This is a genomic window from Bradyrhizobium sp. CCBAU 11386, assembly GCF_028128955.1.
GTDB lineage: Bacteria > Pseudomonadota > Alphaproteobacteria > Rhizobiales > Xanthobacteraceae > Bradyrhizobium.
The window spans coordinates 41,244-65,568 of the sequence record NZ_LBKA01000223.1 but is presented as its reverse complement, the minus strand read 5'-3'; the positions used below and the strand labels follow the sequence as shown (position 1 = coordinate 65,568).

Annotated in this window: 25 protein-coding genes; 2 read left to right on the top strand and 23 right to left on the bottom strand. The window is 65.4% G+C overall.

The window, feature by feature from the left end; genetic code table 11:
• The 4 genes from XI09_RS20030 to rimP all read right to left on the bottom strand — a co-directional run.
• On the bottom strand, positions 1-514 hold a 514-nt coding region (locus tag XI09_RS20030), incomplete at its 3' end, for a translation initiation factor IF-2 associated domain-containing protein (RefSeq protein ID WP_271568365.1).
• 70 nt (positions 515-584) lie between these two features.
• Positions 585-1,268 carry an RNA-binding protein gene (locus XI09_RS20025; protein ID WP_271568364.1) on the bottom strand — a complete coding sequence of 228 codons (684 nt, stop codon included), beginning with the start codon at positions 1,266-1,268 and terminating at the stop codon, positions 585-587.
• Positions 1,269-1,291: 23 nt separating this feature from the next.
• Positions 1,292-2,902 carry a transcription termination factor NusA gene (gene nusA / locus XI09_RS20020; RefSeq protein WP_027546818.1) on the bottom strand — a complete coding sequence of 537 codons (1,611 nt, stop codon included), beginning with the start codon at positions 2,900-2,902 and terminating at the stop codon, positions 1,292-1,294.
• A 2-nt stretch (positions 2,903-2,904) separates the two neighbouring features.
• Positions 2,905-3,660: a ribosome maturation factor RimP gene (rimP, locus tag XI09_RS20015; protein ID WP_271568363.1), complete on the bottom strand. Its 756-nt coding sequence runs from the start codon at positions 3,658-3,660 to the stop codon at positions 2,905-2,907.
• A 361-nt stretch (positions 3,661-4,021) separates the two neighbouring features.
• On the opposite strand from rimP, the gene XI09_RS20010 reads away from it, so the two are divergent.
• Positions 4,022-5,104, top strand: coding sequence for a DUF2336 domain-containing protein (locus tag XI09_RS20010; protein ID WP_271568362.1), 1,083 nt, complete (start codon positions 4,022-4,024; stop codon positions 5,102-5,104).
• Between the two features lie 184 nt (positions 5,105-5,288).
• On the opposite strand, the gene trmB is transcribed toward XI09_RS20010, so the two are convergent.
• The 18 genes from trmB to murJ all read right to left on the bottom strand — a co-directional run bounded on the left by trmB (position 5,289) and on the right by murJ (position 21,470).
• Positions 5,289-5,999: a tRNA (guanosine(46)-N7)-methyltransferase TrmB gene (gene trmB / locus XI09_RS20005; RefSeq protein ID WP_271568361.1), complete on the bottom strand. Its 711-nt coding sequence runs from the start codon at positions 5,997-5,999 to the stop codon at positions 5,289-5,291.
• Entirely contained in the window at positions 5,996-7,153 is a 1,158-nt protein-coding gene (locus tag XI09_RS20000; protein ID WP_271568360.1) for a M20 family metallopeptidase, read from the bottom strand. The genes trmB and XI09_RS20000 overlap by 4 nt, the downstream gene beginning before the upstream one ends.
• Before the next feature lie 84 nt (positions 7,154-7,237).
• Positions 7,238-7,651, bottom strand: a complete 414-nt coding sequence (locus tag XI09_RS19995; RefSeq protein ID WP_027546813.1) for a helix-turn-helix domain-containing protein — start codon at positions 7,649-7,651, stop codon at positions 7,238-7,240.
• Between the two features lie 220 nt (positions 7,652-7,871).
• Positions 7,872-9,485 (bottom strand): apolipoprotein N-acyltransferase, encoded by a 1,614-nt coding sequence (gene lnt, locus XI09_RS19990; protein ID WP_271568359.1) that lies wholly within the window; start codon positions 9,483-9,485, stop codon positions 7,872-7,874.
• On the bottom strand, positions 9,482-10,600 hold the full coding sequence (locus XI09_RS19985) for a hemolysin family protein (protein WP_271568358.1): 1,119 nt from the start codon (positions 10,598-10,600) through the stop codon (positions 9,482-9,484). Before XI09_RS19985 ends, lnt begins: the two co-directional genes overlap by 4 nt.
• Position 10,601: 1 nt before the next feature.
• A complete protein-coding gene (gene ybeY, locus XI09_RS19980) occupies positions 10,602-11,090 on the bottom strand; it encodes an rRNA maturation RNase YbeY (protein WP_235885657.1) in 489 nt (162 codons plus the stop codon).
• 83 nt (positions 11,091-11,173) lie between these two features.
• A complete protein-coding gene (locus XI09_RS19975; protein WP_271568357.1) occupies positions 11,174-12,169 on the bottom strand; it encodes a PhoH family protein in 996 nt (331 codons plus the stop codon).
• A gap of 64 nt (positions 12,170-12,233) precedes the next feature.
• Positions 12,234-13,631, bottom strand: coding sequence for a tRNA (N6-isopentenyl adenosine(37)-C2)-methylthiotransferase MiaB (miaB, locus tag XI09_RS19970; protein ID WP_271568356.1), 1,398 nt, complete (start codon positions 13,629-13,631; stop codon positions 12,234-12,236).
• Positions 13,632-13,798: 167 nt separating this feature from the next.
• Complete coding sequence (locus XI09_RS19965) at positions 13,799-14,203, bottom strand: hypothetical protein (RefSeq protein WP_271568355.1); 405 nt, start codon at positions 14,201-14,203, stop codon at positions 13,799-13,801.
• A gap of 16 nt (positions 14,204-14,219) precedes the next feature.
• A complete protein-coding gene (locus XI09_RS19960) occupies positions 14,220-14,903 on the bottom strand; it encodes an HAD family hydrolase (RefSeq protein WP_271568354.1) in 684 nt (227 codons plus the stop codon).
• Positions 14,904-15,077: 174 nt separating this feature from the next.
• Entirely contained in the window at positions 15,078-15,533 is a 456-nt protein-coding gene (locus tag XI09_RS19955) for a Fur family transcriptional regulator (protein WP_011083619.1), read from the bottom strand.
• A gap of 38 nt (positions 15,534-15,571) precedes the next feature.
• Complete coding sequence (rimI, locus tag XI09_RS19950; protein WP_271568353.1) at positions 15,572-16,057, bottom strand: ribosomal protein S18-alanine N-acetyltransferase; 486 nt, start codon at positions 16,055-16,057, stop codon at positions 15,572-15,574.
• Positions 16,054-16,749: a tRNA (adenosine(37)-N6)-threonylcarbamoyltransferase complex dimerization subunit type 1 TsaB gene (gene tsaB, locus XI09_RS19945; protein ID WP_271568352.1), complete on the bottom strand. Its 696-nt coding sequence runs from the start codon at positions 16,747-16,749 to the stop codon at positions 16,054-16,056. The genes rimI and tsaB overlap by 4 nt, the downstream gene beginning before the upstream one ends.
• 220 nt (positions 16,750-16,969) lie before the next feature.
• Positions 16,970-17,539: a NifU family protein gene (locus tag XI09_RS19940; RefSeq protein ID WP_271568351.1), complete on the bottom strand. Its 570-nt coding sequence runs from the start codon at positions 17,537-17,539 to the stop codon at positions 16,970-16,972.
• Between the two features lie 163 nt (positions 17,540-17,702).
• Complete coding sequence (locus tag XI09_RS19935) at positions 17,703-18,197, bottom strand: universal stress protein (RefSeq protein WP_271568350.1); 495 nt, start codon at positions 18,195-18,197, stop codon at positions 17,703-17,705.
• A 67-nt stretch (positions 18,198-18,264) separates the two neighbouring features.
• Complete coding sequence (locus tag XI09_RS19930; RefSeq protein WP_271568349.1) at positions 18,265-18,543, bottom strand: hypothetical protein; 279 nt, start codon at positions 18,541-18,543, stop codon at positions 18,265-18,267.
• A 130-nt stretch (positions 18,544-18,673) separates the two neighbouring features.
• A complete protein-coding gene (gene trpS, locus XI09_RS19925; RefSeq protein ID WP_271568348.1) occupies positions 18,674-19,726 on the bottom strand; it encodes a tryptophan--tRNA ligase in 1,053 nt (350 codons plus the stop codon).
• Between the two features lie 208 nt (positions 19,727-19,934).
• Positions 19,935-21,470 (bottom strand): murein biosynthesis integral membrane protein MurJ, encoded by a 1,536-nt coding sequence (gene murJ, locus XI09_RS19920; protein WP_271568347.1) that lies wholly within the window; start codon positions 21,468-21,470, stop codon positions 19,935-19,937.
• 124 nt (positions 21,471-21,594) lie between these two features.
• Here murJ and XI09_RS19915 point away from each other — a divergent pair, with 124 nt between their 5' ends.
• Complete coding sequence (locus XI09_RS19915) at positions 21,595-22,596, top strand: adenosine kinase (RefSeq protein WP_271568346.1); 1,002 nt, start codon at positions 21,595-21,597, stop codon at positions 22,594-22,596.
• Positions 22,597-22,848: 252 nt separating this feature from the next.
• Here XI09_RS19915 and XI09_RS19910 read toward each other — a convergent pair whose 3' ends face one another.
• Positions 22,849-24,042 (bottom strand): serine hydrolase domain-containing protein, encoded by a 1,194-nt coding sequence (locus XI09_RS19910; protein ID WP_271568345.1) that lies wholly within the window; start codon positions 24,040-24,042, stop codon positions 22,849-22,851.
• Positions 24,043-24,325 lie beyond the last annotated feature (283 nt).

Below are 24,325 nucleotides of genomic sequence, written 5' to 3'. Positions count from 1 at the left end.
AACGCTTCTTGGCCTCGGTCTCGGCCTTCCGCTTGGCTTCGTCCTCGTGGCGATGGCGCTCGTCCTCGGCCTTGCGGCGAGCTTCTGCAGCTTCGCGCTCGGCGCGCTCGGCGGCCTCGCGGACAGCGCGGCGCTGGGCCTCTTCCTCGGCCTGGCGGCGTTCCTCGACTTCGCGCAGCTTGGCATCGGCCAGCGCGCTGGCACGGGCCGAACGCTCGTCCTCGGTCAGGGTACGCAGCACCACGCCGGAACCGGCGTTGCGCGGCTGGGCGGGCGGAGCGGGGCGCGACGGAGCAGCGGGCGCGGCCGGTGCCGGCTTTGCAACAACCGTGGGAGCCTGCGGCTCGGGGCTGCCGTCGATACGGCGCTTGCCGCGCTTCTCGACCACGACCTGCTTGCTGCGGCCATGGCTGAAGCTCTGGCGCACAGTGCCCGTTTCGACGCGCGGCTTGAGCGTTAGCGTCTTGCTCGGAACGCTCAGCTTCTTGTCGTCAGGGGTCTTGGTATCAACCATTCAGCAGTCCTAATCCTGATCTGTTAGCGTTGTGCGTTGCCGCACAGTCCTATTGGGTCGTCGTTGTCTCTCAGAAATCCTGGCCGGGCTCTTCGGCAGTCTTGTCATCGTCCGCCATCCGGTATCGGACCAGCATCTGGCTACGTGACAGGAATGACCTGCTCGCCGGGCCCGCGAGCAGGGCAGCATGTATCACATTTGACCGGGTCAGTGCCAAATCCAATTCTATCGATTTCAGTACCGTCACGACGGGAATCTGCGGCTTGGCGCCGCGATTTCCGGCATTTTGACGCGCCAGCATGTCCAATTTGCGGATTCCGTCCGCGGCCCCGTCGCTGGCGTGGATCAGGACCTCGACCGTGCCTTCGCGCAGGGCGCTCTCGACCTTGCCGAAGCCGGCCACGATCTGGCCCGCCTTGGCGGCAATCCCAAGGGCTTCCGTCACGCTCCGGACCAGGAGCGCCTCGATGTCGGCGGGAAGCGTCTGAGGGGTGCGCAGCTCGCGCTTGAAGGCCTTGCTAAATTGGTGACGCCGCACGGCTTCCGCAACCACCTCGCGCGAGGCGGTGATCCACATGCCGCGTCCGGGCAGCTTGCGCTTGAGATCGGGAACTATGTCGCCCTGGGGCGAGACGACGAAGCGGATCAGCTCGTCGATCGGCCGGACCTCGCGGCTGACCGCGCACATCCGCATGGTCGCGGACCTTTCGGTCCGCGGCCCATGATCGAGTTCGCTGTCAGAGCTGGCAAGCATCCGGGCGACATCCTCCTTCGCCCTTAAGCCGGTTGATCTTCGGTCGCCTCAGCCTCTTCAGCGGGCTTGGCGAGATCGGCCTCGGTGATCCAGCCGGCCTTGACGCGGGCCTGCATGATCATCGCTTCGGCATCGTCACGGGAGATGTCGATACCGTCGAGCGCGCCCGGATATTTGGTGGATTCGCCACCTTCCTTGCGCTCGGTCCAGCCGACCAGATCGTCGGTGGCGCAGCCGGCGAGGTCGTCGACGGTCTTGATGTCGTTCTCGCCGAACTTCACCAGCATCTTCGAGGTGACGCCGGGCACGTCCTTGAGAGCGTCCTCGACGCCGAGTTCCACGCGCTTGGCCTCGAGCTCGGCTTCCTGCTGCTCGAGATATTCGCGGGCGCGGTTCTGGAGCTCCTGCGCGGTCTCCTCGTCAAAACCCTCGATGCCGGCGAGCTCCTTGATGTCGACCATCGCGAGTTCCTCGACCGAGGTGAAGCCTTCGGACGCGAGCAGCTGGCCGACCACCTCGTCGACGTTGAGCGATTCCATGAAGACGCGGGTGGAGTTCTCGAAGTCGGCCTGGCGGCGCTCCGATTCCTCCTGCTCGGTCAGGATGTCGATATCCCAGCCGGTGAGCTGCGAGGCCAGACGAACGTTCTGGCCGCGGCGGCCGATTGCCAGCGAGAGCTGGTTGTTGGTATCGGGCACGACGACCTCGATGCGCTCGCGGTCTTCGTCGATGACGACCTTGGAGACTTCGGCCGGCGCCAGCGCGTTGACCACGAAGGTCGCGATGTCGGGCGACCAGGGAATGATGTCGATCTTCTCGCCCTGCAATTCGTTCACCACCGCCTGCACGCGCGAGCCGCGCATGCCGACGCAGGCGCCGACCGGATCGACCGAGGAATCGCGGGAAATCACGCCGATCTTCGCGCGCGAGCCGGGATCGCGGGCAACCGCCTTGATCTCGACGATGCCGTCATAGATCTCGGGCACTTCCTGCGCGAACAGCTTCGCCATGAACTGCGGATGGGTGCGGGAGAGGAAGATCTGCGGGCCGCGGGTCTCGCGGCGGACGTCGAAGATATAGGCGCGGACGCGGTCGCCGTTGCGGAAGACTTCGCGCGGCAGCATCTCGTCGCGGCGGATGATGGCCTCGCCACGGCCGAGATCGACGATCACGCTGCCATATTCGACGCGCTTGACGACGCCGTTGACGATGTCGCCGATGCGGTCCTTGAATTCCTGATATTGCCGATCGCGCTCGGCCTCGCGCACCTTCTGCACGATCACCTGCTTGGCCGACTGCGCGGCGATGCGGCCATATTCCAGCGGCGGCAGGGTATCGGCGATGGTATCGCCGACCTGGGCGCCGGGATTGGCGCGCTGCGCATCCACCAGCGAAATCTGGTTGGAGTGGTTTTCGACCTTCTCCACCACCAGCATGTGGCGCGACAGCCGCAGCTCGCCCTTCTTCGGGTCGATCTCGGCGTGAACGTCAGTCTCGCTGCCGTAGCGGGCCCGCGCCGCCTTGGCGATGGCATCCTCCATCGCGGCGATGACGATGCCGCGGTCGATCGATTTCTCGCGCGCGACGGCATCGGCGATCTGGAGCAATTCAAGTCGATTGGCGCTGACTGCCATGGCTAGTCTCCTTCGTCAGGCTCGATCTCGCCGCGCCGCGCGCGTTCGGCGGCCAGGCGATGCTTCTTCGTATTGGTCGGTGCCGGCTTCTTCTTCGGCTTGGTGTTCTTGGTCGTTTTTTCGCTGATTTTCGCGTGAGGCGCAGCCGGCGGCTCCAGGCCGAGATTGCGGCGCAGCTCGCGCGCCGCGGCCTTGCCACGGCGCATCGATTCCGCGATCAGCTCATCGGTCAGCACCAGCCGGGCCTCGCTGATATCCTCCATCGTCAGGAGAACGTCGCGTTCTTCACCCGCCTTGACGTCGTCGCGATGCAGATGCACGCGGTCGCCTTCGACGGGGCCGATCATGCCGCGGAACCGCTTCCGCCCTTCATGGGCGACCGCCATCTCGACCTTCACCAGGTGCCCGGCGTAGCGCTCGAAATCGGAACGCCGCACCAGGGGGCGATCGATCCCCGGCGAGGAGATTTCCAGCCGATAGGCGCGATCGATGGGGTCGGCGACGTCGAGCACGGGCGACAGCGCGCGCGAAATCGTCTCGCAATCCTCGATCTGCATCGAGCCGTCCGGGCGCTCGGCCATGATCTGCACGGTGCAGCCGGCCTCGCCGGAGATGCGGATCCGCACCAGGCGGTAGCCCATGCCCTGGAGCACGGGCCCTGCCACCGCGGACACCCGTGCCGCGACGCCCGGCTCGACCACGAGCCTCGGCTCGGCCAGCAACTCGGCATCCGTGGAACCAGCGGTCGGTTCGGTCATATCCAGGGTCAAGGCGCTCGATGGTTAAGGCTTGGTTACGATTTCAAAGCCCGCTTCGGAACTCTCCCGACAGCTCGCCGGGCCGCATCTTCCGCCAAGCCGCGCTCAGGTAATAAAAAAGAGCGGGTCCTTTCGGGCCCACTCTCACTACGCGGATCGTATGAGAAGATGAATTGGCGCTGATATAGCCCTTTCCACCCTCCCGGACAAGGCCCATCGCAGGGCAGGCGGGGCTTTTTGCGCTCTTCCGGCGGCCCCCTGAGCAACGCTTCCTTCATCAACGGGGCCTAAATTCCCTGATTGTGGGGCGGCTTGGACCAAGGGCGCACCCGCGGCGTGCCCTGTACGAGTTTGCGTTTTCATGACCGTTGCCACGTCGCTCATTCCCGGACTGGACGATATCGTCAAACGCGGCGACCCCCGGCGCCGTGGCGAGATCGCGCGAGCCATCGCCGAACTGTTCTTCCAGGATCCCGCCAAGCTCCGTCCCGAGCTCATCGATCTCTTCGACGATCTCTTGATCGATCTCGTCCCGCATGCCGAGCTCGCCTCGCGCGTCGATCTCGCCGAGCGCTTCTCGCGCCTGGACAACGCGCCGCGGCACCTGGTGAACCAGCTCGCGCGCGAAAACGAGATCATGGTGGCGGGCCCCGTGCTGCGCCGCTCGCCCGTGCTCGACGAAGCTGCCCTGGTCGAGATCGCGCGGCTGAAGGGCCAGGGGCATCTGCTGGCGATGACGGAGCGTCCCGCTCTGTCGTCCGTCGTCACCGACGTGCTGGTCGAGCGCGGCGATCGCGACGTGGTGCGTCGCGCCGCAGGCAATGCCGGTGCGGTGTTCTCACCTGGCAGCTATTCCGAGCTGATCAAGCGTGCTGCGCAGGACGGCGTCCTGACGCTCAAGATCGGCCAGCGCAACGATCTTTCGGGCGAGCACCTGAAAGAGCTGCTCGACGGCACGCTCGACGTCATCCGTCGCCGTCTCTCCAGCGTGGTCAATCCCGTGCGCCAGGTCGAGATCAAGCGCGCCATGGCGGCCATCGAGGAGGCCGCGCTGCCGCCCGGGCCGCGGCGCGACTTCTCGGGGGCACAGCGCACGGTGCTTGCCTTGCATCGCGAGGGCCATCTCGGCGAGAGCGCGCTGCTCGGCTTTGCCAAGGCAAACAAATACGAGGAATCGATCGCCTCGCTCTCGGCGATGTCCGGCGTCCGCCTCTCGATCCTCGACCGCCTGATCGCGGGCGACCGCTACGATCCGATTCTGATCCTGGGGCGCGCGCTGAATCTCGGCTGGCCCACGGTGCGCGCACTCATCCTGCTCTGGTACGGTCCGCATCGCACGCCGGCCGCTGCCGACATCGAGGCCGCCCGCATGAACTTCACGCGCCTGATGCCGACGACGGCGGAACGCGTCGTGAATTTCTGGCGCAACCGGCAGACGATTTGAAATCAAAGTACCGCGCCAAGCATCTACCCTTGGCGTCATGGCCGGGCGTAGCCGTCCGAAGGACGGCGTCGCTTCCGCTCGCCTATGTCCCGGCCATCCACGTTCTTCGCGCCGCAGAAAGAAAAGTACGTGGGTGCCCGGGACAAGCCCGGGCATGACGATCGCGGTGGATCGCGCGAAGAATTTATACTCGCCTGAACCGCAGATACGCCGCCTTGCGGCCCTCGCGCGCGGCTTTCCGGCCGTAGCGCGTCATCGTGTAGCCGTCCCATGGCTGCCGGAAATCGTCGGCACGCTCGGCAAGCCATTTGAAATCCGCCGAGCGCGCCAGATGCGACAGCGTCCAGGTACAGTAATCGTCGATGTCGCAGACGAAGCGGAATTCGCCGCCGACCTTCAGCACGCGCGCCATTGCAGCGATCGTCCTGTCCTGGACGAAGCGCCGCTTCCAGTGCCGCCGCTTCGGCCAGGGATCCGGATGGATCAGGTCGATCCGCGACAGCGAGGCTGGCGGCAGCCAGGCCAGAAGCTCGGCGGCATCGCCGGCGAACAGGCGGATGTTGGCGATGTTGCCGGCCTCGATCTGCGCCAGGATCTTCGCCATGCCGTTGACATAGGGCTCGCAGCCGATGAAGCCGGTCGTGGCGAAGTTCTGCGCCTCGGCCGCAAGATGCTCGCCGCCGCCGAAGCCGATCTCGAGCCGCACATCGCTTGCCGCGGGATCGAAGATCTCGCTGGCCTTCGCCGGCGCCTCGCCCGTGATGTCGAGCGCAAGATGCGGCAGCAGATGATCGATCAGCTCGGCCTGGTGCTGCCTGAGCTTGTGGCCCTTGCGGCGCCCGAAGAAGGCGCGCTCGCTGTCATCGCGACCGGGATCTGACTTGCCTTCGCTCATCGCAGCGTCTGATACAGGCGATAGAGCAGCCGCGCGCGCGGTTCGAGCGACGAGACATAGAGCTGCTCATAATGGGTGTGTGCGCCCTTGCCGTCGACGCCGAGCCCGTCGAGCGTCGCGGTATGCGCGGCCGTGAAATTGCCATCCGAACCGCCGCCGGTGTGGGTGTCGATCAGCTCGAAGCCGATTTCGCCGGCGAGCGTCTTCGCATGCTCGTAGAGCGAGGCGCCTGCATTGCTCTTCTCGTAAGGCGGGCGATTGAGCTCGCCGGTGACCTTGACGGTGACGCCCTCGGTCTTCGATGTCAGCCCGAGGATCTTGCCGACGAACTCCTCCGCGTCCTTGAGGCTCAGTACGCGCAGATCGACTTCGGCATAGGCCTCTTCCGGCGTCACGTTGGGGCGCGTGCCGCCGCGCACCACGCCGACATTCACGGAGACGCCGCGCTCGAGGTCGTTCATCCCTTCCAGTGCCAGGATGACGTTGGCGAGCTCGCGGACGGCGCTGCGACCGTCTTCGGGCCGCGCGCCGGCATGCGCCGGCACGCCCTTGATGAACACCCGGAAGCGTCCGACGCCCTTGCGTCCGGTGACGATCTTGCCGCCGTCGCGCGCCGGCTCCGTCACCAGCACGTATTTGGCCTTGCGCCCTTCCGACTCGATGAGTGCGCGCGAGGTGGGGCTGCCGATCTCCTCGTCGGAGGTGAACAAGTGGGTGATGCCGAGTGGCGATCGCTCGGCCGTGGCGCAAAGCGCGCGAAACGCGTGATGGGCGATGTAGGCGCCGCCCTTCATGTCGTAGATGCCCGGACCGAACGCGCTGTCGCCTTCGACCTTGAACGGCAGGCGTTCGATGAATCCCAGGGGGTGAACGGTATCGAGGTGGCTCAGCACCAGGATGCCGGGCTGGTCCTGGCCCCAGGCCGAGCGTGCCAGCAGATGATCGCCGCAGCCGTCGACGCCGGCGACGCGCTCGAGCGCGACAGGCAGATCGCGACAATGATCCGCGACCAGCGACACCAGCCGGTTGACCTGATCAGGCGCCTCTGTCGGCGTCTCGATCTCCACCCAGCGTCGGATGCCGTCGAGAATAGTTTGGGTATCGAACCAATTGGAGCTCGCCATGGACGCATCTATGCCTTTGAATCGCATCATTCGAGAGGACGCGCATCAATACGCGGCCGCTAATGACGACATAGGCCAGATTTGGCGCAGCCTCAAATCGATTGAGCTGGCGCGTCAGCGCTTGTCGGGGCCTTCGCGTGCCGCGATCTGCTCGACGAGATCGACGATCGAGCGGCGCATCTTCGAATCGGTGATTCGGGTGAACGCCTTGGTCAAGGCGAGTCCTTCGGAGGTCGCGAGGAAGTCCGAGACGTAGGAGGGCGAGGCGCCTTCCGCGAAGCCGTTCGGGCCGGCCACGCCGCTCGGTCCGCCCTCGAACAGGAACGACACCGGCACCTGGAGAATCTCGGCAATCTGCTGGATTCGGCTCGCACCGACCCGGTTCGTGCCCTTCTCGTATTTCTGGATCTGCTGGAAAGTCAGGCCCAAAGCTTCACCGAGCTTTTCCTGGCTCATGCCCAACATGATGCGGCGCATACGCACGCGGCTGCCGACATATTTGTCAACAGGGTTGGGCGCTTTCGACATTTCCTCAGCCTCCAAACACCACCCTCAGCGCAATCGACAGAATGCCTCAGGTGCCAGCATCATAAAAATCAGACCCTGTTATTGGGAAACATTGCGGAGAAATTTAGCAATGCCCACTGTCTTTTGCAGCCGGTGCAGAATGAGGAACCCGCGTGCAGTCTGTCAACCGTGGGACCACGGTTGTCAAAGGATTCCGGCCGCTTCGGCGGTGACGGCGGGATCAGGGGGGCCGTTTGGCCACACGTCGGCGGACCGCGAGAAGCACGGCCAGCGCGACGAGCACGGCCGCGGGCACGTCGCCCACCCGCGCATAGATCGTCGGCGGGATCGCGGCGGGCAGGTTTGCGTCCAAAATGCCTTCGACGCCGAGACCGAGGCTGGCGATGGTTCGTCCCGCCGGATCGATCACCGCGGAGATGCCGGTATTGGCGGAGCGGACCAGCGGCAATCCGAGTTCGATCGCGCGCATCCGCGCCTGCTCCAGATGCTGATAGGGGCCGGTCGAGATGCCGAACCAGCCGTCATTGGTGAGGTTCACGATCCAGCCCGGACGTTCGTTGCGACCGGCAACCTCGCCGGGAAAAATTGCTTCGTAGCAGATCAGCGGCAGCGCGGACGGCGCGCCGGCGACCGGCAGCGCATGCCGCACGGTGCCGGCGATGAAGCCGCCGCGCACACGCGTCAGCTGCTCGAAGCCGAGCTTCTCCATCAGGCCCTGGTAGGGAAGATACTCGCCGAACGGCACCAGATGCAGCTTGTCGTAGACCGCGAGCACGCTGCCGTCGTGATCGATCACGTAGATCGAATTATAGGCACGCGTGATCGGCGTTCCCCGCGGCAGATCGGGCGCGCGGACCGAACCCGTTATCAGCACCGTGCCCTTCGGCAGAAGCTCGGCGATCTCTGCCATCGCGTCGGCTTCGCGGGTCAGGAAGAACGGAAAGGCGGATTCCGGCCAGATCAGGATGGTGGCATCGCGCACGCCGGTCGATTGCGGTCCGGAGGCGCGGTCCGACAGCGCCAGGTATTTCTTCATCACCTCCGCCTTGGCGGCGTAGTTGAATTTCGCGTCCTGCTGGAGGTTCGGCTGCATCAGGCGCAGCTTGGCGCCCGCGACCATCGTGGTCGGATGCAGCGACAGGCGGATCGCGCCGAAGATGCTCATGACAATCAGAAGCGCGACTGCCGCGGCCGGCGCGCGCCAGGCCACGCGGCGATCGGGCGTGCGGTCGATCAGCGTCGCGGGGCTCGCAAAGATCGCCACCGTCAGGAACGTCATCCCCCACAGGCCGATCAGCGACGCCGTCTGCGCCAGCGGCAACGGCTCGGACAGCGCATAGCCGAACGCGTTCCAGGGAAAGCCGGTCAGCGCGTGACCGCGCAGCCATTCGGCGATGGTGAGGCTTGCCGCGAGCGCAAGCACGCGCGTGGCGTTCTTGGTCCAGAGCAGGCGTGCCAGCGCAAAGCCGATCGCCGTGAAGATGGAGAGATAGGCCGGCAGGCCCAGCACGGCGAACGGCGTCAGCCAGGCGAATACATCGGCATCGACGAAGAAGGCATAGCCGATCCAGTAGAGGCCGGGGACGAAATAGCCGAGCCCGAACCAGTAGCCGGTCAGCGCCGCGGCGGGGATGCCGCCGTATCGTCCAGCGCCGGCGCCGTCGATCAGCCAGACCAGCACCGGGAAAGTGATGAACAGCACGGGGAAGAGATTGAACGGCGCCAGCGCCAGCACCGACAGCGCGCCGGCGGCCATGGCGAGGAGGGCGCGCTTCCATCCCCAGGTGAGGATGATGGCAAGCGCAATCTGCCGGAGTCGCTGGAACGCGCTCACTGCGGGCCGGACCCGTCGCTTGGCGGCGGGGTCGGCGTGTCACCGGCCGGCGGTTGACCGCTCTCCGGCGCGGCCTCGCGGCGTCGGCTCTCGCGCTGGGTGCGCGGCGCGGGGCGTTCCTTCCGCGTCGAGATGCGCAGCCGCTTGACGCGGCGCGGATCGGCATCGAGCACCTCGACCTCGTAGTTGCCGGGGCCCGAGATCACCTCGCCGCGCACCGGCAGGCGCCCGACGAAGCTGACGAGATAGCCGCCCAGCGTCTCGACTTCCTCGCCGGCCTCGCCGGTGACGAAGTCCGCGCCGATCACGGTGCGGACGTCATCGAGGCTGGCGCGGGCGTCGGCGATGAAGGCGTTGTCCGGCAGGCGCACGATCGAGGGCGGCTCGTCGCTGTCGTGCTCGTCGTCGATCTCGCCGACGATCTGCTCGACGATGTCCTCGAGCGAGACCAGCCCGTCGCTGCCGCCATATTCGTCGACCACCAGCGCCAGGTGGATGCGCGTGGCCTGCATCTGCGCGAGCAGGTCGATCGCCCGCATCGACGGCGGCACGTAGAGCAGCTTGCGGATGATACGCGCGTCCTCGAGCGGCATCGCGAGATCGACGGTACGAAGGTCGAGGCCGGCCGGCAGCGGCTTCTTGCGCTTGGTCTTGGTGGCGTCCGACACGCGCGCCCGCGCGGTCATGAACGCGAGCAGGTCGCGGATGTGGACGATGCCGACGGGATCGTCGAGCGTCTCGTTGTAGACGACGAGGCGCGAATGGCCGGCGCTTTCGAAGCGGTCCATCAGCTCGCCGAGCGGGATGTCGCGCTTCACCGCGATGATGTCGGCGCGATGCACCATGACGTCGGCGATGCGGCGCTCGTGCAGACCGAGGATGTTGCGCAGCATGGTGCGCTCGACAGCGGAGAAGCCGGTGTCGTCGGGCGTCGAGGCGTCGAGCACGACCTGGAGATCGTCGCGCACCGACCCCGCCTTCCAGCCGAACAGCGTGCGGATCGCGCGCAGCAGCCAGCCTTCGGCGGTCGGACGCAGCACCTCGCCGGGTGCCACCACGACCGGCAAATTGGGCGTGTTGCGGGGATTGTCGTGGATCGGGTCGGAATCCGGCATCTCAGTGCGTCCCCGGGCGGTCGGCATAGGGATCGGGAATGCCGAGATGGGCCAGGATCTGCGTCTCCAGCGCTTCCATCTCCTCCGCGTCGTCGTCGTTCTCGTGGTCGTAGCCGATCAGGTGCAGGAAACCGTGCACGGCCAGATGGCTCAGATGGTGGTCGAACGGCTTCTTTTCCTCGTCCGCCTCGCGCCGCATGGTCTCGTAGGCGATCGCGATGTCGCCGAGCATGCGCGGCGCATCGCCTGGCTTCCATTCGCCCTCCGGCTGGAGCGCGGGAAACGACAGCACGTTGGTCGGCTTGTCGATGCCGCGCCAGTTGCTGTTGAGCGTGCGGATGCCGGCATCGTCGGTCAGCATCACCGCCACTTCCGCCTCCGCGACGTCTTCGTCGACGCTCTCGGCGGCGGCCGCGACCGCGCGCTGGATCACGGCTTCGGAATCGGGTTCGCGCTGCCAGCAATCGGCGACGACGAGGACCTCGGTCATGGGAAGGTTGGGGTGTGACATTGTCTTTGTTCGGAACGAAAAGGCGCTTGCGTCCGCGCCCATATGGTCCGGCTGTTGTCCCGTCAGGATTTACCGGTCGCCGGCCGCTGCGGCGACCCTTCATAGGCGGCGACGATCCGCGCCACGAGCTCGTGGCGGATCACGTCCTCGGCTTTGAAATGAACTTGTGCAATGCCTTCGACACCGTCCAGCAGGCGGGTTGCCTCGGCGAGGCCCGATGTCTGGCCGTTCGGCAGGTCGATCTGCGAGGGGTCGCCGGTCACGATCATGCGGCTGTTCTCGCCGAGACGGGTCAGGAACATCTTCATCTGCATCGACGTGGTGTTCTGCGCCTCGTCCAGGATGATGGCGGCGTTGGTCAGCGTCCGGCCGCGCATGAAGGCGAGCGGCGCGATCTCGATCTCGCCGGTCTGGAGCGCCCGCTCGACGATGCGTGCGTCCATGAGGTCGTAGAGCGCGTCGTAGATCGGGCGCAGATAGGGATCGACCTTCTCACGGAGATCGCCGGGCAGGAAGCCGAGCCGCTCGCCGGCTTCCACCGCCGGGCGCGACAGGATGATCTTGTCGACCTCCTTGCGCTCGAACAGTTGCGCGGCATGCGCGACCGCGAGCCAGGTCTTGCCGGTGCCGGCCGGGCCGATGCCGAACACCAGCTCGTGGCGCTTCAGGGCGCGGATGTAGGAATCCTGCGCGGCGGTGCGTGCGCGCACCGGGCGTTTGCGCAGATTGATGCTGTCGAAGGTCGACTTGGCCGACTTGGCGTCGAACTCGAACAGCGAGCCCTGCGCGATCACGGCGCGGATCGCGCCTTCGACCTCGCCCTGGTCGAGATCCTGTCCCTTCACAGCCTGGGCATAGAGCGTCTCCAACACGCGCCGCGCGGCATCGCAGCCGTCGCGTGTGCCGCCGATGGTGATGTGGTTGCCCTTGGAATCCACGACCACGCCGAGCCGCCGCTCGATCTGCGCGAGGTTCTGGCCGTAGGGGCCGACCAGCGCGGATGCGGCGCGATTGTCGTCGAAGTCGATGACGACCTGGGTCTCGGGCGGAACTTGCATGTCGCGGTCAAATTTGCGGCTGGGAGCGATAGAAGACGAATCCGATGCGCTTTTTGGCAAGGGTTCAGGCTCCCGTGGCGATGGATGATAAAGCGGGCTCGCGCGCAACGCGCGCTGTGGCGAGCTCGCCGAGGAAGCTGTAGCGCTCGAGGCTGTCGATCCGCACCGGCAGGATTTGTCCGATGATGTCGGGCGAGGCCATCACATGCGCGGGCTGGAGGAAGGCGGTGCGGCCGACGATCTGGCCGTCCTTGCGCGCCGGACGCTCGAACAGCACGTCGACGGTTGAGCCAATCGCGGCCTTGTTGAAGGCCGATTGCTGGCTGTCGATCAGTTCCTGGAGCCGCTCCAATCGCTGGTCCATCTCGGCGGGGGACACCGTCTCCTGCATGTCCGCGGCCGGCGTTCCCGGCCGGGCGGAGTATTTGAACGAATAAGCCGCAGCGTAGCCGATTTGCGTGACAAGCGCGAGGGTGGCGAGAAAATCTTGCTCGCTTTCGCCGGGGAAGCCCACGATAAAATCTGATGAAAAAGCAATGTCTTGGCGCGCGGCCCGGAAACGGTCGATGACACGCCGATAATCATCGGCGGTATGTTTGCGGTTCATGGCCGCCAGAATCCGGTCCGAGCCCGACTGCACCGGCAGGTGCACGAAGGGCATCAAGGCCCCGAGATCGCGATGGGCGGCAATCAGACTGTCATCGACGTCGCGGGGATGGCTGGTCGAATAGCGCAGCCGCGCGATACCGGGAATCCCTGCCAGATGTTCGAGCAGCCGGCCGAGCGGCCAGGTTTTTCCGTCCGGTCCCTCGCCGTGATAGGCGTTGACGTTCTGCCCGATCAGCGTGAGCTCGCGCACGCCGTTCTCGGCGAGCCGCTTCACGTCGTCGACGATCCTTGCCACGGGGCGCGACACTTCGGCGCCGCGCGTATAGGGCACGACGCAGAAGGTGCAGAACTTGTCGCAGCCTTCCTGCACCGTGACGAAGGCGGAAATGCCGCGCGCGCGGATCGCGTCGGGCTTCGGCTGGGCGAGGAAGCCGAACTTGTCGGCGGCGGGAAATTCGGTCTCGATCGCGCGGCCTTCGTTGCCGGCGCGCCTCAAGAGCTCCGGCAGATGATGGTAGCTCTGCGGGCCGACCACGACGTCAACCACCGGCGCCCGGCGCACGATCTCCTCACCCTCGGCCTGCGCCACGCAGCCTGCGACCGCGATCTGCATCGCGCGGCCCCCGCGGGCGGCCTCGTCCTTGGCGACGCGCAGCCGGCCGAGCTCGGAATAGACCTTTTCGGAGGCCTTCTCGCGGATATGGCAGGTGTTGAGGATGACGAGGTCGGCGTCCTCTGCGCTGGCCGTCTCCACGAATCCTTCCGGAGCCAGCGTGTCCACCATGCGCTGGGCATCGTAGACGTTCATCTGGCAGCCATATGATTTGATGTGCAGCTTGCGCGGCGGCGTCATGGAACCCGAAAATGGAGGTGGAGGACGGCCTTCAGATATAGGCTGGAGGGGGGAAAATCCAGCGAATGGGCTCCTTGGAGGGATATTCCGGGGGCTACCCAGAGGGCAAAAACCCGGAATTCGCTCCAAAACCTCCGGAATCGGCCTCGCTTCGCCTGGATTCAGCGCTACACGCGAGGGGTGGCGAGCCATTCCCGCCAGAACTCTTCCTGAGCGTCCACTGACGCCGGGATCACATCAGGTCCCGTGTTGAAGATTTCGACGAGGTCGGGCGGGCGCGCATGAACGCCTTTCTTCATCCGATATGCTTTGAGCCCCGCGCCCATGTCCCTCGCCATTCCGGACGGATACACGTTGAGGCTGGCGCCGTAGCAGAACGGAATGAGCCCCTCAGGCTCGAGCTGACGGCGGATCAAGCTTAGCGCCTCGAAAAAGTCCGGGGCCTCGGCTTCGATCATCTTACCGCGATAAGCGCAGGTCAGCTTGCAGACGGGACCGATTTCGTACTCGGTGAATACTGCCCTTTCGTCGTCACCGGCGCCGATCAGAGCGATTTCGTGCTGCTCGTCCATGGTGTTGATACGCTCTTTACGACCGAAGCTCGGCCACGGCTACGTTCCGCCGGACGAGCTCCGGCAGCTGGTGCATGTCGGCAAAGAGCAGGTCCGCGCCGGCCTGGCGCAGCGTCTCGGCATAACCGTCGCGGCAATGGCTGCCGCCATGGAAGCCAAATACGGTCATGCAGGCCGCCCGCGCGCCGGCGATGCCGGCAAGGCTGTCCTCGATCACGACACAGCGCTCAGGCGGGACGCCCATTTCCTTCGCGGCAAACAGGAACAGGTCCGGTGCTGGCTTGCCGTTTGTGACCTGCGAGGACGAGAAGATATTCGGCGCAAGGCGTTCATAGAGGCCCGTGCTTCCGAGACTCACCCGCATGCGCGGATGCGAACCGCTCGAGGCAACGCAGACACGTTGCGTCACGACGTCGAGCACGTCGTGGATGCCACGGATCGCTTCGAGGTCGGCTTCGAATGCGCGAAACAGCTCGTCCTGCAGATCGCCGTGATAGGCCTCGGGCAGCTTGCGGCCGAGTTCGGTTTCGATCTCCAGGTTGGCCTGTTTTGTCGAACGGCCAAGGAAGCGCTCGGACACCTGCTCCGATGTGATCGGATAACCGTGGCGCGTCAGCACGTCTGCATGCGCACGACAGGAGATCACCTCGCTGTCCACGAGCACGCCGTCGCAATCGAAAATGATGAGGTCGATGGGCACTTCAGCTCGCGGTGCGGGTGGTGTCACCTCTCCCGAAGGGAGAGGTCGGCGCGAAGCGCCGGGTGAGGGGATCAGCTCTCTCGTGGGACCCGAGGCCCCTCACCCGATTTGCTTCGCAAATCGACCTCTCCCCGTCGGGGAGAGGTAAAGAGAGGCCGCCGAAAGATCTGTTCATCAAGACGTCGGCTTGTCGTCGTCGAGCGGGACGCAATAGAGCTCGAGCCGGTGATCGACCAGCTTGTAGCCGAGCTTGCGGGCGATCTCCGCCTGCAGCTTCTCGATCTCCTCGGAGGTGAACTCGATCACCTTGCCGTCGCGCAGATTGATGAGGTGGTCGTGGTGGCTGTCGCGCATCGTCTCGTAGCGCGCGCGTCCCTCGCGAAAGTCATGGCGTTCGATGATGCCGGCATCCTCGAACAGCTTGACGGTGCGATACACGGTCGAGATCGAGATCTTGTCGTCGACGGCGACACAGCGCCGGTACAATTCCTCGACGTCGGGATGATCGACCGCCTCCGCGAGCACGCGGGCGATGACGCGGCGCTGCTCGGTCATGCGCATGCCGGTGGCGGCGCAGCGCGCCTCGATGCCGGACGCCTTGGATGCAGAAGAGGGTTTCAGTGCGGTCATGATCTGTCTGCCTGACGGGGCGCTTTCTGCCATCAATGTTACGACAAGTCACGCCGCATCAGAAGGGCGTTCAATTGTTCCCCGTTTGCCTGCTTATAGTAGCGTTCGCGGCGCCCGACCACCACGAATCCGCACCCCGCATAGAGCCGCCGTGCCGGCTGGTTGTTTTCCTCGACCTCGAGAAATATCGTGCGCACTCCGCGCCCGGCGAGGTGGCCGAGATGGCTCATCAGCAGCGTGCGGGAGAGGCCGCGGCCGCGATGGGCCTGGTCGACCGCGATCGAGAGGATCTCCGCTTCGTCCGCGCCGATCCGCGACACCGCAAAGCCGATGGTCTTGCGGCCGAGGCGCAGCCGATGCACCAGCGTATTGCGCTCGCTGATCATGCTCTCGAACTCGCCTTCGCCCCAGCCATGCGCGAAGGAGGCGCCATGAAGCTGCGCGAGCCGCACGGCATCGCGCGCGGAAGCCGGCTCGACGGCGGCCGTGCCGCCGCGCCACCATTCCGACAGCCAGCTCATCACGAGGTTGCGGCGTGAGCTGCGAGCGGGGGCTGCGCTGCTGGTTTTGCATCGGGTGCGCGCAGATAGAATGGCCGCGCCGGATTTGTCTCGGGATCGGCGGCAGCGCCAAGCCATGCGACCCAGCCGATATCGGGCGCGGGCTGCGCATCGATCGCGACCGGCTGCGGTGCATCCTTCGGCCAGCGATCGGCGAGGATGTTTGCGGCATTGCCGACCAGATGCGGTGCGCCGAACTGCGAGGCCGCGATCGCCTCGTCGATGGGAGTGACGCCCGGCGGCACCAGCTGGCTACCGTCGCCGGCGACGATCTGGAAGTAGACGTGATCGTGCCGCGCATCGATCGCGGAGATCACCGGCGCCGATTTGCTCTGGCCGACGACGGTGGCGGCATAGGCCGATAACGTCGTCAGCCCGACGGCCGGCCGCTTGGCCGCGAGTGCAAGGCCGCGTGCCGCCGAAATGCCGACGCGGAGGCCCGTGAAACTTCCCGGGCCGACGGTAACGGCGATGCGGTCGAGCGCGGTGAAGGCGAGATTGGCCGATTGCATGACGCGCGCGATCATCGGCATCAGCGCCTCGGCGTGGCCGCGCTTCATGAGAAGCTGCTCCTGCGCAAGGAGCTCGCCGGCGTCGGTATCGAGCACGGCGGCCGCGCACGCTTCCAGCGCGGTATCGATGGCAAGGATCAGCATGAGAGAGCGAATAGCGAGTGGCGAATGGAGAGCAGTCTAGCGAACCAAGCGCCTATCCGCCATTCATCACGCACGATTTGCAGGCCTCCAAAATGCCCTACGACAACTGTCATTCCGGGATGGTGCGTCAGCACCAGACCCGGAATCTCGAGATTCTCAGGCGCGCAACTGCGCGCCGGGGCTCGGTCCTTCGGACCGCCCCGGAATGACGACTTCGTCGTCACATCGGCCGGACTTCGACCACGTCGGGCACGAAGTGCTTGAGCAGGTTCTGGATGCCGTGCTGGAGCGTCGCGGTCGATGACGGGCAGCCGGAGCAGGCGCCCTTCATGTTGAGATAGACGATACCGTCCTTGAAGCCGCGGAAGGTGATGTCGCCGCCGTCATTGGCGACCGCCGGACGCACCCGGGTCTCGATCAGGTCCTTGATCATGTCGACCGTCTCGGCATCGGCCTCGTCGAAGAACTCGTCCTCGTCGTCGAGATCGGCATCGCTTTGCGCCGCGCCGTCGGCGAGCAGCGGCGCGCCGGACATGTAGTGCTCCATGATGGCACCGAGGATCGCGGGCTTGAGCTGCTGCCATTCACCGTTCGCCTTGGTCACGGTGATGAAGTCCGATCCATAGAACACGCCGGTGATACCGGGCACCTCGAACAGCTTCTCGGCGAGCGGCGAACGCGCCGCGGCTTCGCGGCTCGCAAATTCCATCGGGCCGCCGTCGACCACGACGCGGCCGGGAATGAATTTCAGCGTGGCGGGATTGGGGGTGGCTTCGGTTTGAATGAACATGGTTTTCTCCAGACGTCGCCGGTTCAAGGCCGGCGCGTGGCCTATCCACTAGCAGATGGCGACGGCGAACGCACGATCAAGGGGTGAGAGCGCCTGTTTTGCAGTTATATCAGCGAGTTAAGGTGCTCTTCCCCTCCCCCTCCAGGGGAGGGGAAGAGGCAGCCTATGACAGCGAATCCACGCTTTGGTCGCTCAGCGCGCCGGAAACGATCGTCACGGGAACGGGGAACGTGCCCAGCGCATATGTGAGCAGCGAGACCAGTGGCCCGGGGCCTTCCGCACCGGGATTGGCAGCGAGCACCAGCATGGCGATGTCGGGGTCCTCGTCGATCACCGCGAGCAGCTGTTCCATCGGCGCGCCTTCGCGGATCACCCGTTCCGGCGTGATCGCGGCAATGCCGTTGGCGCGGCCGGCGGCGCGGTCGAGCGCGGCTTCCGCCGCCTCATGCGCTTCGGCGCGCATGATGTCGGCCACACCAAGCCATTCCTGGGTCTGCTGCTCGGGCTCGATGATGCGCAGCATCACCACGCCGCCGCCGGCGCGGATCGCCCAGCGGCTGGCGTAATAGACCGCGCGGTCCCATTCGGCAGTGTCGTCGACAATGACGAGGCATTTGGGCTTGTGACCCGGCTCGAAGCAAAGTCGCTTGTTGGTCATGCATGTCCCGGCGTGTGCACGGCCGACATGCTGCCACGCCGTAGCGGCCTTCGACAAGCGGCGTCGCTTAGGCCGAACGATCCCATGGGATCGGTGCCGGCGCCTTTGCGGCGGCCACGCTTTCAGCGTCGCCGGGTTGTACCGAAATGATGTGCCGGTATTCGAACGGAAGCTCGGTTCCGTGCCAGAATTCATCGTTCTCGGCGACGGAATGCGGTTGATTGGCAAGCATGCCGATATAGCCGTCCGGCGTGCGCTCGCGGACGATGACCCACATCCGTTCGACGGCCGGATATTCGTCGCCCTCTACGGTGATTTCGAAGATCAGCTTGGCGTAATCGCCCACCCGGAGCATCTTGCGGACGGCAAGGTCCGGAATGTGAAAGGTCGCGGGAGCCTCGCGATGACGCTCCTCGCCGTCATTGAGGCGCCAGCCGTCTCTATGAAGGTCTGGCGCTCTCATCGACGTGTTCTCGCTAGCGCCGGCGGATGAAGCCGACGATGTCCTTCGAGAGCTTCATGGTCTCGTCCGCGATGGCCCGCGCCCGGTCGGAACCCTCGTTCAGGATCGCGTCGATATGGCCGGGGTCGGCGACGAGGCGCTTCATCTCGCCGGCGATCGGCGCGAGCTTGGTGACGCACAGCTCCGCCAGCGCGTTCTTGAAGTTGGAGAACTGTCCGCCACCGAAATCGCGGAGCACGTCGGCCTTGGAGCGGCCGGAGAGCGCCGCGAAGATGCCGACGAGATTGTCGGCCTCGGGGCGGGCTTCCAGACCCTTCTCCTCGGTCGGCAGCGGCTCCGGATCGGTCTTCGCCTTGCGGATCTTCTGCGCGATGGTGTCGGCGTCGTCGGTGAGGTTGATGCGCGAATTGTCCGAGGCATCCGACTTCGACATCTTCTTGGTGCCGTCGCGCAAGCTCATCACGCGCGTCGCCGGGCCCGTGATGAAGGGTTCCGGCAGCGGGAAGAACAGGCCGTCATTGGCGCCTTGGGCGCGGATCGAGTCGCCGAAGTCGTTGTTGAACTTCTGCGCGATGTCGCGCGAGAGCTCGAGATGCTGCTTCTGGTCCTCGCCGACCGGCACGTGCGTGGCGCGGTACAGCAGGATGTCGGCCGCCATCAGCACGGGATAGTCGAACAGCCCGACGGAGGCGTTCTCGCGGTCCTTGCCGGCCTTTTCCTTGAACTGGGTCATGCGGCCCAGCCAGCCCATGCGCGCGACGCAGTTGAAGATCCAGGCGAGCTCGGCATGGCCGGAAACCTGGCTCTGGTTGAACACGATGTGCTTGTTCGGATCGATGCCGCTCGCGATGAACGCCGCGGTCACCTCGCGGGTGTTGCGCGCGAGCTCGGCCGGGCCGCCCCAGACGTCCACGCCTTGCGTGATCGCGTGCATGTCGACGACGCAATAGATGCAGTTGTGGGTTTCCTGCATCCTCACGAAGTTGACGATCGCGCCGAGGTAATTGCCGAGATGCAGATTGCCCGTCGGCTGGACGCCCGAAAAGACCCGTTCAACGAATGGCATGGCAAGCTTTTCCTAGAAGGTACCGGCCGTCGTTTCCAACAGCGGCGCTGCCCCGTCAAGGGCAATTCCACCTCTCCCATAGGGAGAGGTCGCGCCGTAGGCGCGGGTGAGGGGTTAGGCTCCATCGTGAGACCAAGTCCCCTCACCCGATTTGCTGCGCAAATCGACCTCTCCCGATGGGAGAGGTGAAGACCGGTCGGCGGACGCTCTAATGTGCGGGCCGCCTCAAGGCGGCGGCCGCCTCGCGCCAGGAGGCTGCGCCGAGGGTTTGCAGGAGCAGGCCGTAGACGGCGATTCCGGCCGCGATCTGCACGCCCAGCACGATGAATTTGATGACGCCATGCGCTTCGGCAGGCACCAGACCCGCGGTCAGCCAGAGCAGGGCGCCCATGGCGGAAGCGGCGAGCACGATCCGCGGCAGCCGCTTGCGGGCGCTTGCATCGACCGAGAAGCCGAATTCGCGCGTGCCCTTGCGCAGCAACGAGAGCGCGCTGCTCCAGGCGCCGGCCGCGATGCTTGCAGCGATTCCGCTTGCACCGAAGAAATGGCCGAGGAGAACCGCAAACACGATCGCGACCGCAAATCCCTTGGCCGTTGCGAGCAGCGGCGTCATCGTGTCGCTGCGGGCATAGAAGGCCGGCGACAGCGCCTTGATCAGCACATGAGCCGGCAGGCCCAGCGCCAGCCACATCAGCGCGCGCGCGGTGGCCGCGCTGTCATCGGCGCCGAAGGCGCCATGCTCGAACAGCAGCCGGACGATCGGCTCGGCCAGCACGATCAGGCCGAGCGTTGCCGGCAGCGCGAGCCCGGTCGCAAGTTCCAGCGCGCGCGATTCCGCATGCGCCACCGCGTCGCGGTCGCCGCCGGTGACGGCGCGTGTGAGCTCCGGCACCAGCACCGTGCCCATGGCGACGCCGACGATGCCGAGCGGCAGCTCGATCAGGCGGTTGGCGAAATAGAGCCAGGAGACGGCAGAGGGCGTGGCCGAAGCGATGATCGCACCGGCGACCATCAGCCATTGCGGGCCCGAGCTTGCGATCATGCCGGGAATGGCCTTGGCGAAGAAGCCGCGCATCTCCTTGTCGAAGTTGACGCGCAACGGCGTGGCGAGGCGGCCGCTTCGCTGCGACAGCAGCATGGCGAGTTGCAGAAGACCAGCGATGCCGACGGTCGCCGCCAGCATCCACGCGGCGGAGGTTGCATCGGCATGCCAGACGAGCAGCACCGCAATCGCAGCGATCAGGGCGATGTTGAACAGCAGCGGCGAGAACGCCGTGAGGGCAAAACGTCCTTGCGCGTTGAGCAGCCCCATCAGCACCGTGACGGGGCCGGCGAAAGCGAGATAGGGCAGCATCAGCCGTGCGTTCTGGACGGCGAGATCGAGGGTGCTGCTACCGAGGAATCCCGGCGCGATCACCGTGATGATCAGCGGCATCAGCAGCGCAATGACGACCGAGATCGCGATCAGGGCCGCGCTGACCGTGCCGAGCACGCGTCCCGCGAAGGCAGATGCAGCCGCCTCGCCATCGCGGTCACGGACGCGCAGCCAGGCCGGGATCAGCGCCGCATTCAGTGCCCCTTCGCTGAGCAGCCGCCGCACCACGTTGACGAGCTGGAAGGCGGCCAGAAACGCATCCGCCACCGCGCCGGTGCCGAGCAGGGCGGCAATCATGGAATCGCGCGCAAAGCCCAGCAGTCGCGAGGCCAGTGTTCCCGTCGAGACGGTCAGGAAGGAGCGGATCATTGCGCGTGCATAATACCGTGGCTTGCCCGCAAAGGCCGGGTCGTGATAGGCCGCGAGCCAGATTTCAGGCCGACAGGAAGCGGATTTTCCCGGCAATCGCAATCCGGCAACAGGATCAAGGTGAATGGCTGACGTGAAATATGACGTTCTCGGGATTGGCAACGCGCTGTTCGATGTCCTGGTCAGGACCGACGAGGCTTTTCTCGCCAAGCACGGCATGACCAAGGGCAGCATGTCCCTGATCGACGAGGCGCGGGCCGCCGCCATCTACCAGGACATGGGCCCGGCGACGGAAGTCTCGGGCGGCTCGGCCGCCAATACCATCGTCGGCATCGGCAGCCTCGGTGCGCGTGCCGCCTATGTCGGCAAGGTCAAGGATGACCAGATCGGCGCGCTCTACGTCCACGACATCCGCGCCGCCGGCGTCGCCTTCAACACGCCCGCCGCGAAGGACGGCCCCGCCACCGGCTGCTCCTACATCCTGGTCACGGGCGATGGCGAGCGCACCATGAACACCTATCTCGGTGCGGCGCAGGATCTGTCGCCGGCCGACATCGACCCGGCCGAGATTGCGAGCGCCGGGATCGTCTATCTCGAGGGCTATCTCTGGGACCCCAAGAACGCCAAGGAGGCCTTCGTCAAGGCAGCCAAGATCGCCCATGACGCCAGGCGCAAGGTGGCGCTGACGCTGTCGGATTCCTTCTGCGTCGATCGCTATCGCGACGAGTTCCTGTCCTTGATGCGCAACGGCACCGTCGACATCGTCTTTGCCAACGAATCCGAGCTGCATTCGCTCTACATGACCTCGGACTTCGACACGGCGCTGAAGCAGCTGCGCAATGACGTCAATCTCGGCGTGGTCACCCGCAGCGAGAAGGGCTGCATGGTCGTCTCGGCGGAAGACGCCGTTGCCGCGCCGGCTTCGCCGGTCAAGCAAGTGGTCGACACGACAGGCGCCGGCGATCTCTTCGCCGCCGGCTTCCTCTATGGCCTGGCGCGCAACCTGCCGTACAAACAATGTGGCGAGATCGGCGCGCTCGCGGCGGCCGAAGTGATCCAGCACATCGGCGCGCGACCGCAAGTGTCGCTGAAGGAATTGGCCGAGCAGCGCGGGCTGACGGGGTAGACCCGTCTCTCTCCCCCGTCATCGCGATCGCAGCAATCCAGAATGTTTCTGCGGTGGCAGACTGGATTGCTTCGCTACGCTCGCAATGACGATGGGGAGGCACGCTCGTGCCTCATCCTCCGCTGTCATCGCCCGGCTTGACCGGGCGATCCAGTACTCCGAGACGTCAGTGGTTTATCGAGAAGCTGCGGCGTACTGGATTCCCCGCTTTCGCGGGGAATGACAGTTTTCGCGTGGTGAGATCAGCGTCCCTCACGCCGCCTTCTGCCCGCTGCCCGCATCGAGCCCGGCATAGACCCCGCGTTCGAATGCCGCGAACGTCTCCAGGCACTTTCCGTCCGCGAACGGCAACACCTGCATCAGAATCACGCCGGTGACGTCGCGCGACGGGTCGATCCAGTAATAGGTGTTGGCGAGGCCCGCCCAGGCGAGGCTGCCTGCGCTGCGCCCCTCGGCCGTCTTGGCGGTGTTGATGAGGAAGCTGAGGCCCCACTTCTTCGCCTGCTCCGGATAGAGATCGACGTCGTTGGTGTACATCGGCGCCACCGAGGTCATCTTGGTGACGTTGAGATCGCCGATGTGGTTCTGCCCCATCGTCGCGACCGTTTCGGGCTTCAGCACCTGGTTGCCGTTGCCGCGGCCCTTGTTGAGGATCATCTGCGTGAACTTGATGTAGTCGGCCGCGGTTGCATAGAGGCCGCCGCCGCCCATGCAAAATTCCGGCGCCTGCTCGAGCTCGAACGGGATCGATGCGAGTTGGCCGTCCTCACCGCGTGCATGCATGCCGACGAGGCGCTTGCGCATGTCGTCGGTGATCTTGAAGCCGGTGTCGCCCATGCCGAGCGGGGTAAACAGATTGTCGCGCAAGTAAGCATCGAGCCGCTTGCCGCTGACGGCTTCCACCGCCTTGCCGACGAAATCGATGTTGATGCCGTATTCCCAGCGCGTGCCGGGATCGGAGGCGATCGGCGTCTTCAGCGCGGCGTTCTGGCAGGTGATGATACCCGGCGTTCCGGTCTTCTCGAGATAGACGCCCATATTGCCGTTCCACATTTCGTAGCAGAAGCCGGCGGTGTGGGTCATGAGCTGGCGCAGCGTGATCGGTCCCTTGGCCGGCCGCAGCTTCGGCTCGCCCTTGGCGTCAAAGCCTTCGAGCACCTGCGGCTTGGCGAGGTCGGGCAACACCTCACCGATCGGCGCGTCCAGCGACAGCTTGCCTTGCTCGACCAGCTGCATCGCGCCCGCTGTCGTCACAGCCTTCGTCATCGATGCGATCCAGAACACGCTGTCCGCTGTCATCGCGTCGGGCTTGGACAGATCGCGCTTGCCGAACGCGCCCTGATACAGCTCGTCGTTACCGCTGGCGGCGATGGCCACAACGCCGGGAATCTCCTTGGCGTCGCTTGTCTTACGCAGAATCTCGTCGATCTGGGCTTGGCTTCGCATACGCATTTCCTCCGGTTTGATTATTGTTGGAAGTGATCGATTGTCCTCCTGCGTGCCCCGCGCGGCAAGCGCGTCCCGATGCCTCCGCCGGTCGCGATGTCGTGACTTGACGGCCCGCGCCCCGCGCAGGACGACAAGGCGGCTCAACTGCAACACTCCGTCACAATCTGTGGTGGATGGCCGCAACGAGCCGTGACCGCGGATGGGCTCTGGCGATATGTTTCGCGTGTTTGAAGCACCTGAAACATTTTGTGCGTTGCGGCGTTTGGCAACGGGCCCAATC

What these genes read in the sequence shown, in the direction of transcription:
- XI09_RS20025 (WP_271568364.1), bottom strand. Translation starts at nt 1,268, where the DNA reads ATGCTTGCCAGCTCTGACAGCGAACTCGATCATGGGCCGCGGACCGAA.
- nusA (WP_027546818.1), bottom strand. Translation starts at nt 2,902, where the DNA reads ATGGCAGTCAGCGCCAATCGACTTGAATTGCTCCAGATCGCCGATGCC.
- rimP (WP_271568363.1), bottom strand. Translation starts at nt 3,660, where the DNA reads ATGACCGAACCGACCGCTGGTTCCACGGATGCCGAGTTGCTGGCCGAG.
- XI09_RS20010 (WP_271568362.1), top strand. Translation starts at nt 4,022, where the DNA reads ATGACCGTTGCCACGTCGCTCATTCCCGGACTGGACGATATCGTCAAA.
- trmB (WP_271568361.1), bottom strand. Translation starts at nt 5,999, where the DNA reads ATGAGCGAAGGCAAGTCAGATCCCGGTCGCGATGACAGCGAGCGCGCC.
- XI09_RS20000 (WP_271568360.1), bottom strand. Translation starts at nt 7,153, where the DNA reads ATGATGCGATTCAAAGGCATAGATGCGTCCATGGCGAGCTCCAATTGG.
- XI09_RS19995 (WP_027546813.1), bottom strand. Translation starts at nt 7,651, where the DNA reads ATGTCGAAAGCGCCCAACCCTGTTGACAAATATGTCGGCAGCCGCGTG.
- XI09_RS19985 (WP_271568358.1), bottom strand. Translation starts at nt 10,600, where the DNA reads ATGCCGGATTCCGACCCGATCCACGACAATCCCCGCAACACGCCCAAT.
- ybeY (WP_235885657.1), bottom strand. Translation starts at nt 11,090, where the DNA reads ATGACCGAGGTCCTCGTCGTCGCCGATTGCTGGCAGCGCGAACCCGAT.
- XI09_RS19975 (WP_271568357.1), bottom strand. Translation starts at nt 12,169, where the DNA reads ATGCAAGTTCCGCCCGAGACCCAGGTCGTCATCGACTTCGACGACAAT.
- miaB (WP_271568356.1), bottom strand. Translation starts at nt 13,631, where the DNA reads ATGACGCCGCCGCGCAAGCTGCACATCAAATCATATGGCTGCCAGATG.
- XI09_RS19965 (WP_271568355.1), bottom strand. Translation starts at nt 14,203, where the DNA reads ATGGACGAGCAGCACGAAATCGCTCTGATCGGCGCCGGTGACGACGAA.
- XI09_RS19955 (WP_011083619.1), bottom strand. Translation starts at nt 15,533, where the DNA reads ATGACCGCACTGAAACCCTCTTCTGCATCCAAGGCGTCCGGCATCGAG.
- tsaB (WP_271568352.1), bottom strand. Translation starts at nt 16,749, where the DNA reads ATGCTGATCCTTGCCATCGATACCGCGCTGGAAGCGTGCGCGGCCGCC.
- XI09_RS19940 (WP_271568351.1), bottom strand. Translation starts at nt 17,539, where the DNA reads ATGTTCATTCAAACCGAAGCCACCCCCAATCCCGCCACGCTGAAATTC.
- XI09_RS19935 (WP_271568350.1), bottom strand. Translation starts at nt 18,197, where the DNA reads ATGACCAACAAGCGACTTTGCTTCGAGCCGGGTCACAAGCCCAAATGC.
- trpS (WP_271568348.1), bottom strand. Translation starts at nt 19,726, where the DNA reads ATGCCATTCGTTGAACGGGTCTTTTCGGGCGTCCAGCCGACGGGCAAT.
- murJ (WP_271568347.1), bottom strand. Translation starts at nt 21,470, where the DNA reads ATGATCCGCTCCTTCCTGACCGTCTCGACGGGAACACTGGCCTCGCGA.
- XI09_RS19915 (WP_271568346.1), top strand. Translation starts at nt 21,595, where the DNA reads ATGGCTGACGTGAAATATGACGTTCTCGGGATTGGCAACGCGCTGTTC.
- XI09_RS19910 (WP_271568345.1), bottom strand. Translation starts at nt 24,042, where the DNA reads ATGCGAAGCCAAGCCCAGATCGACGAGATTCTGCGTAAGACAAGCGAC.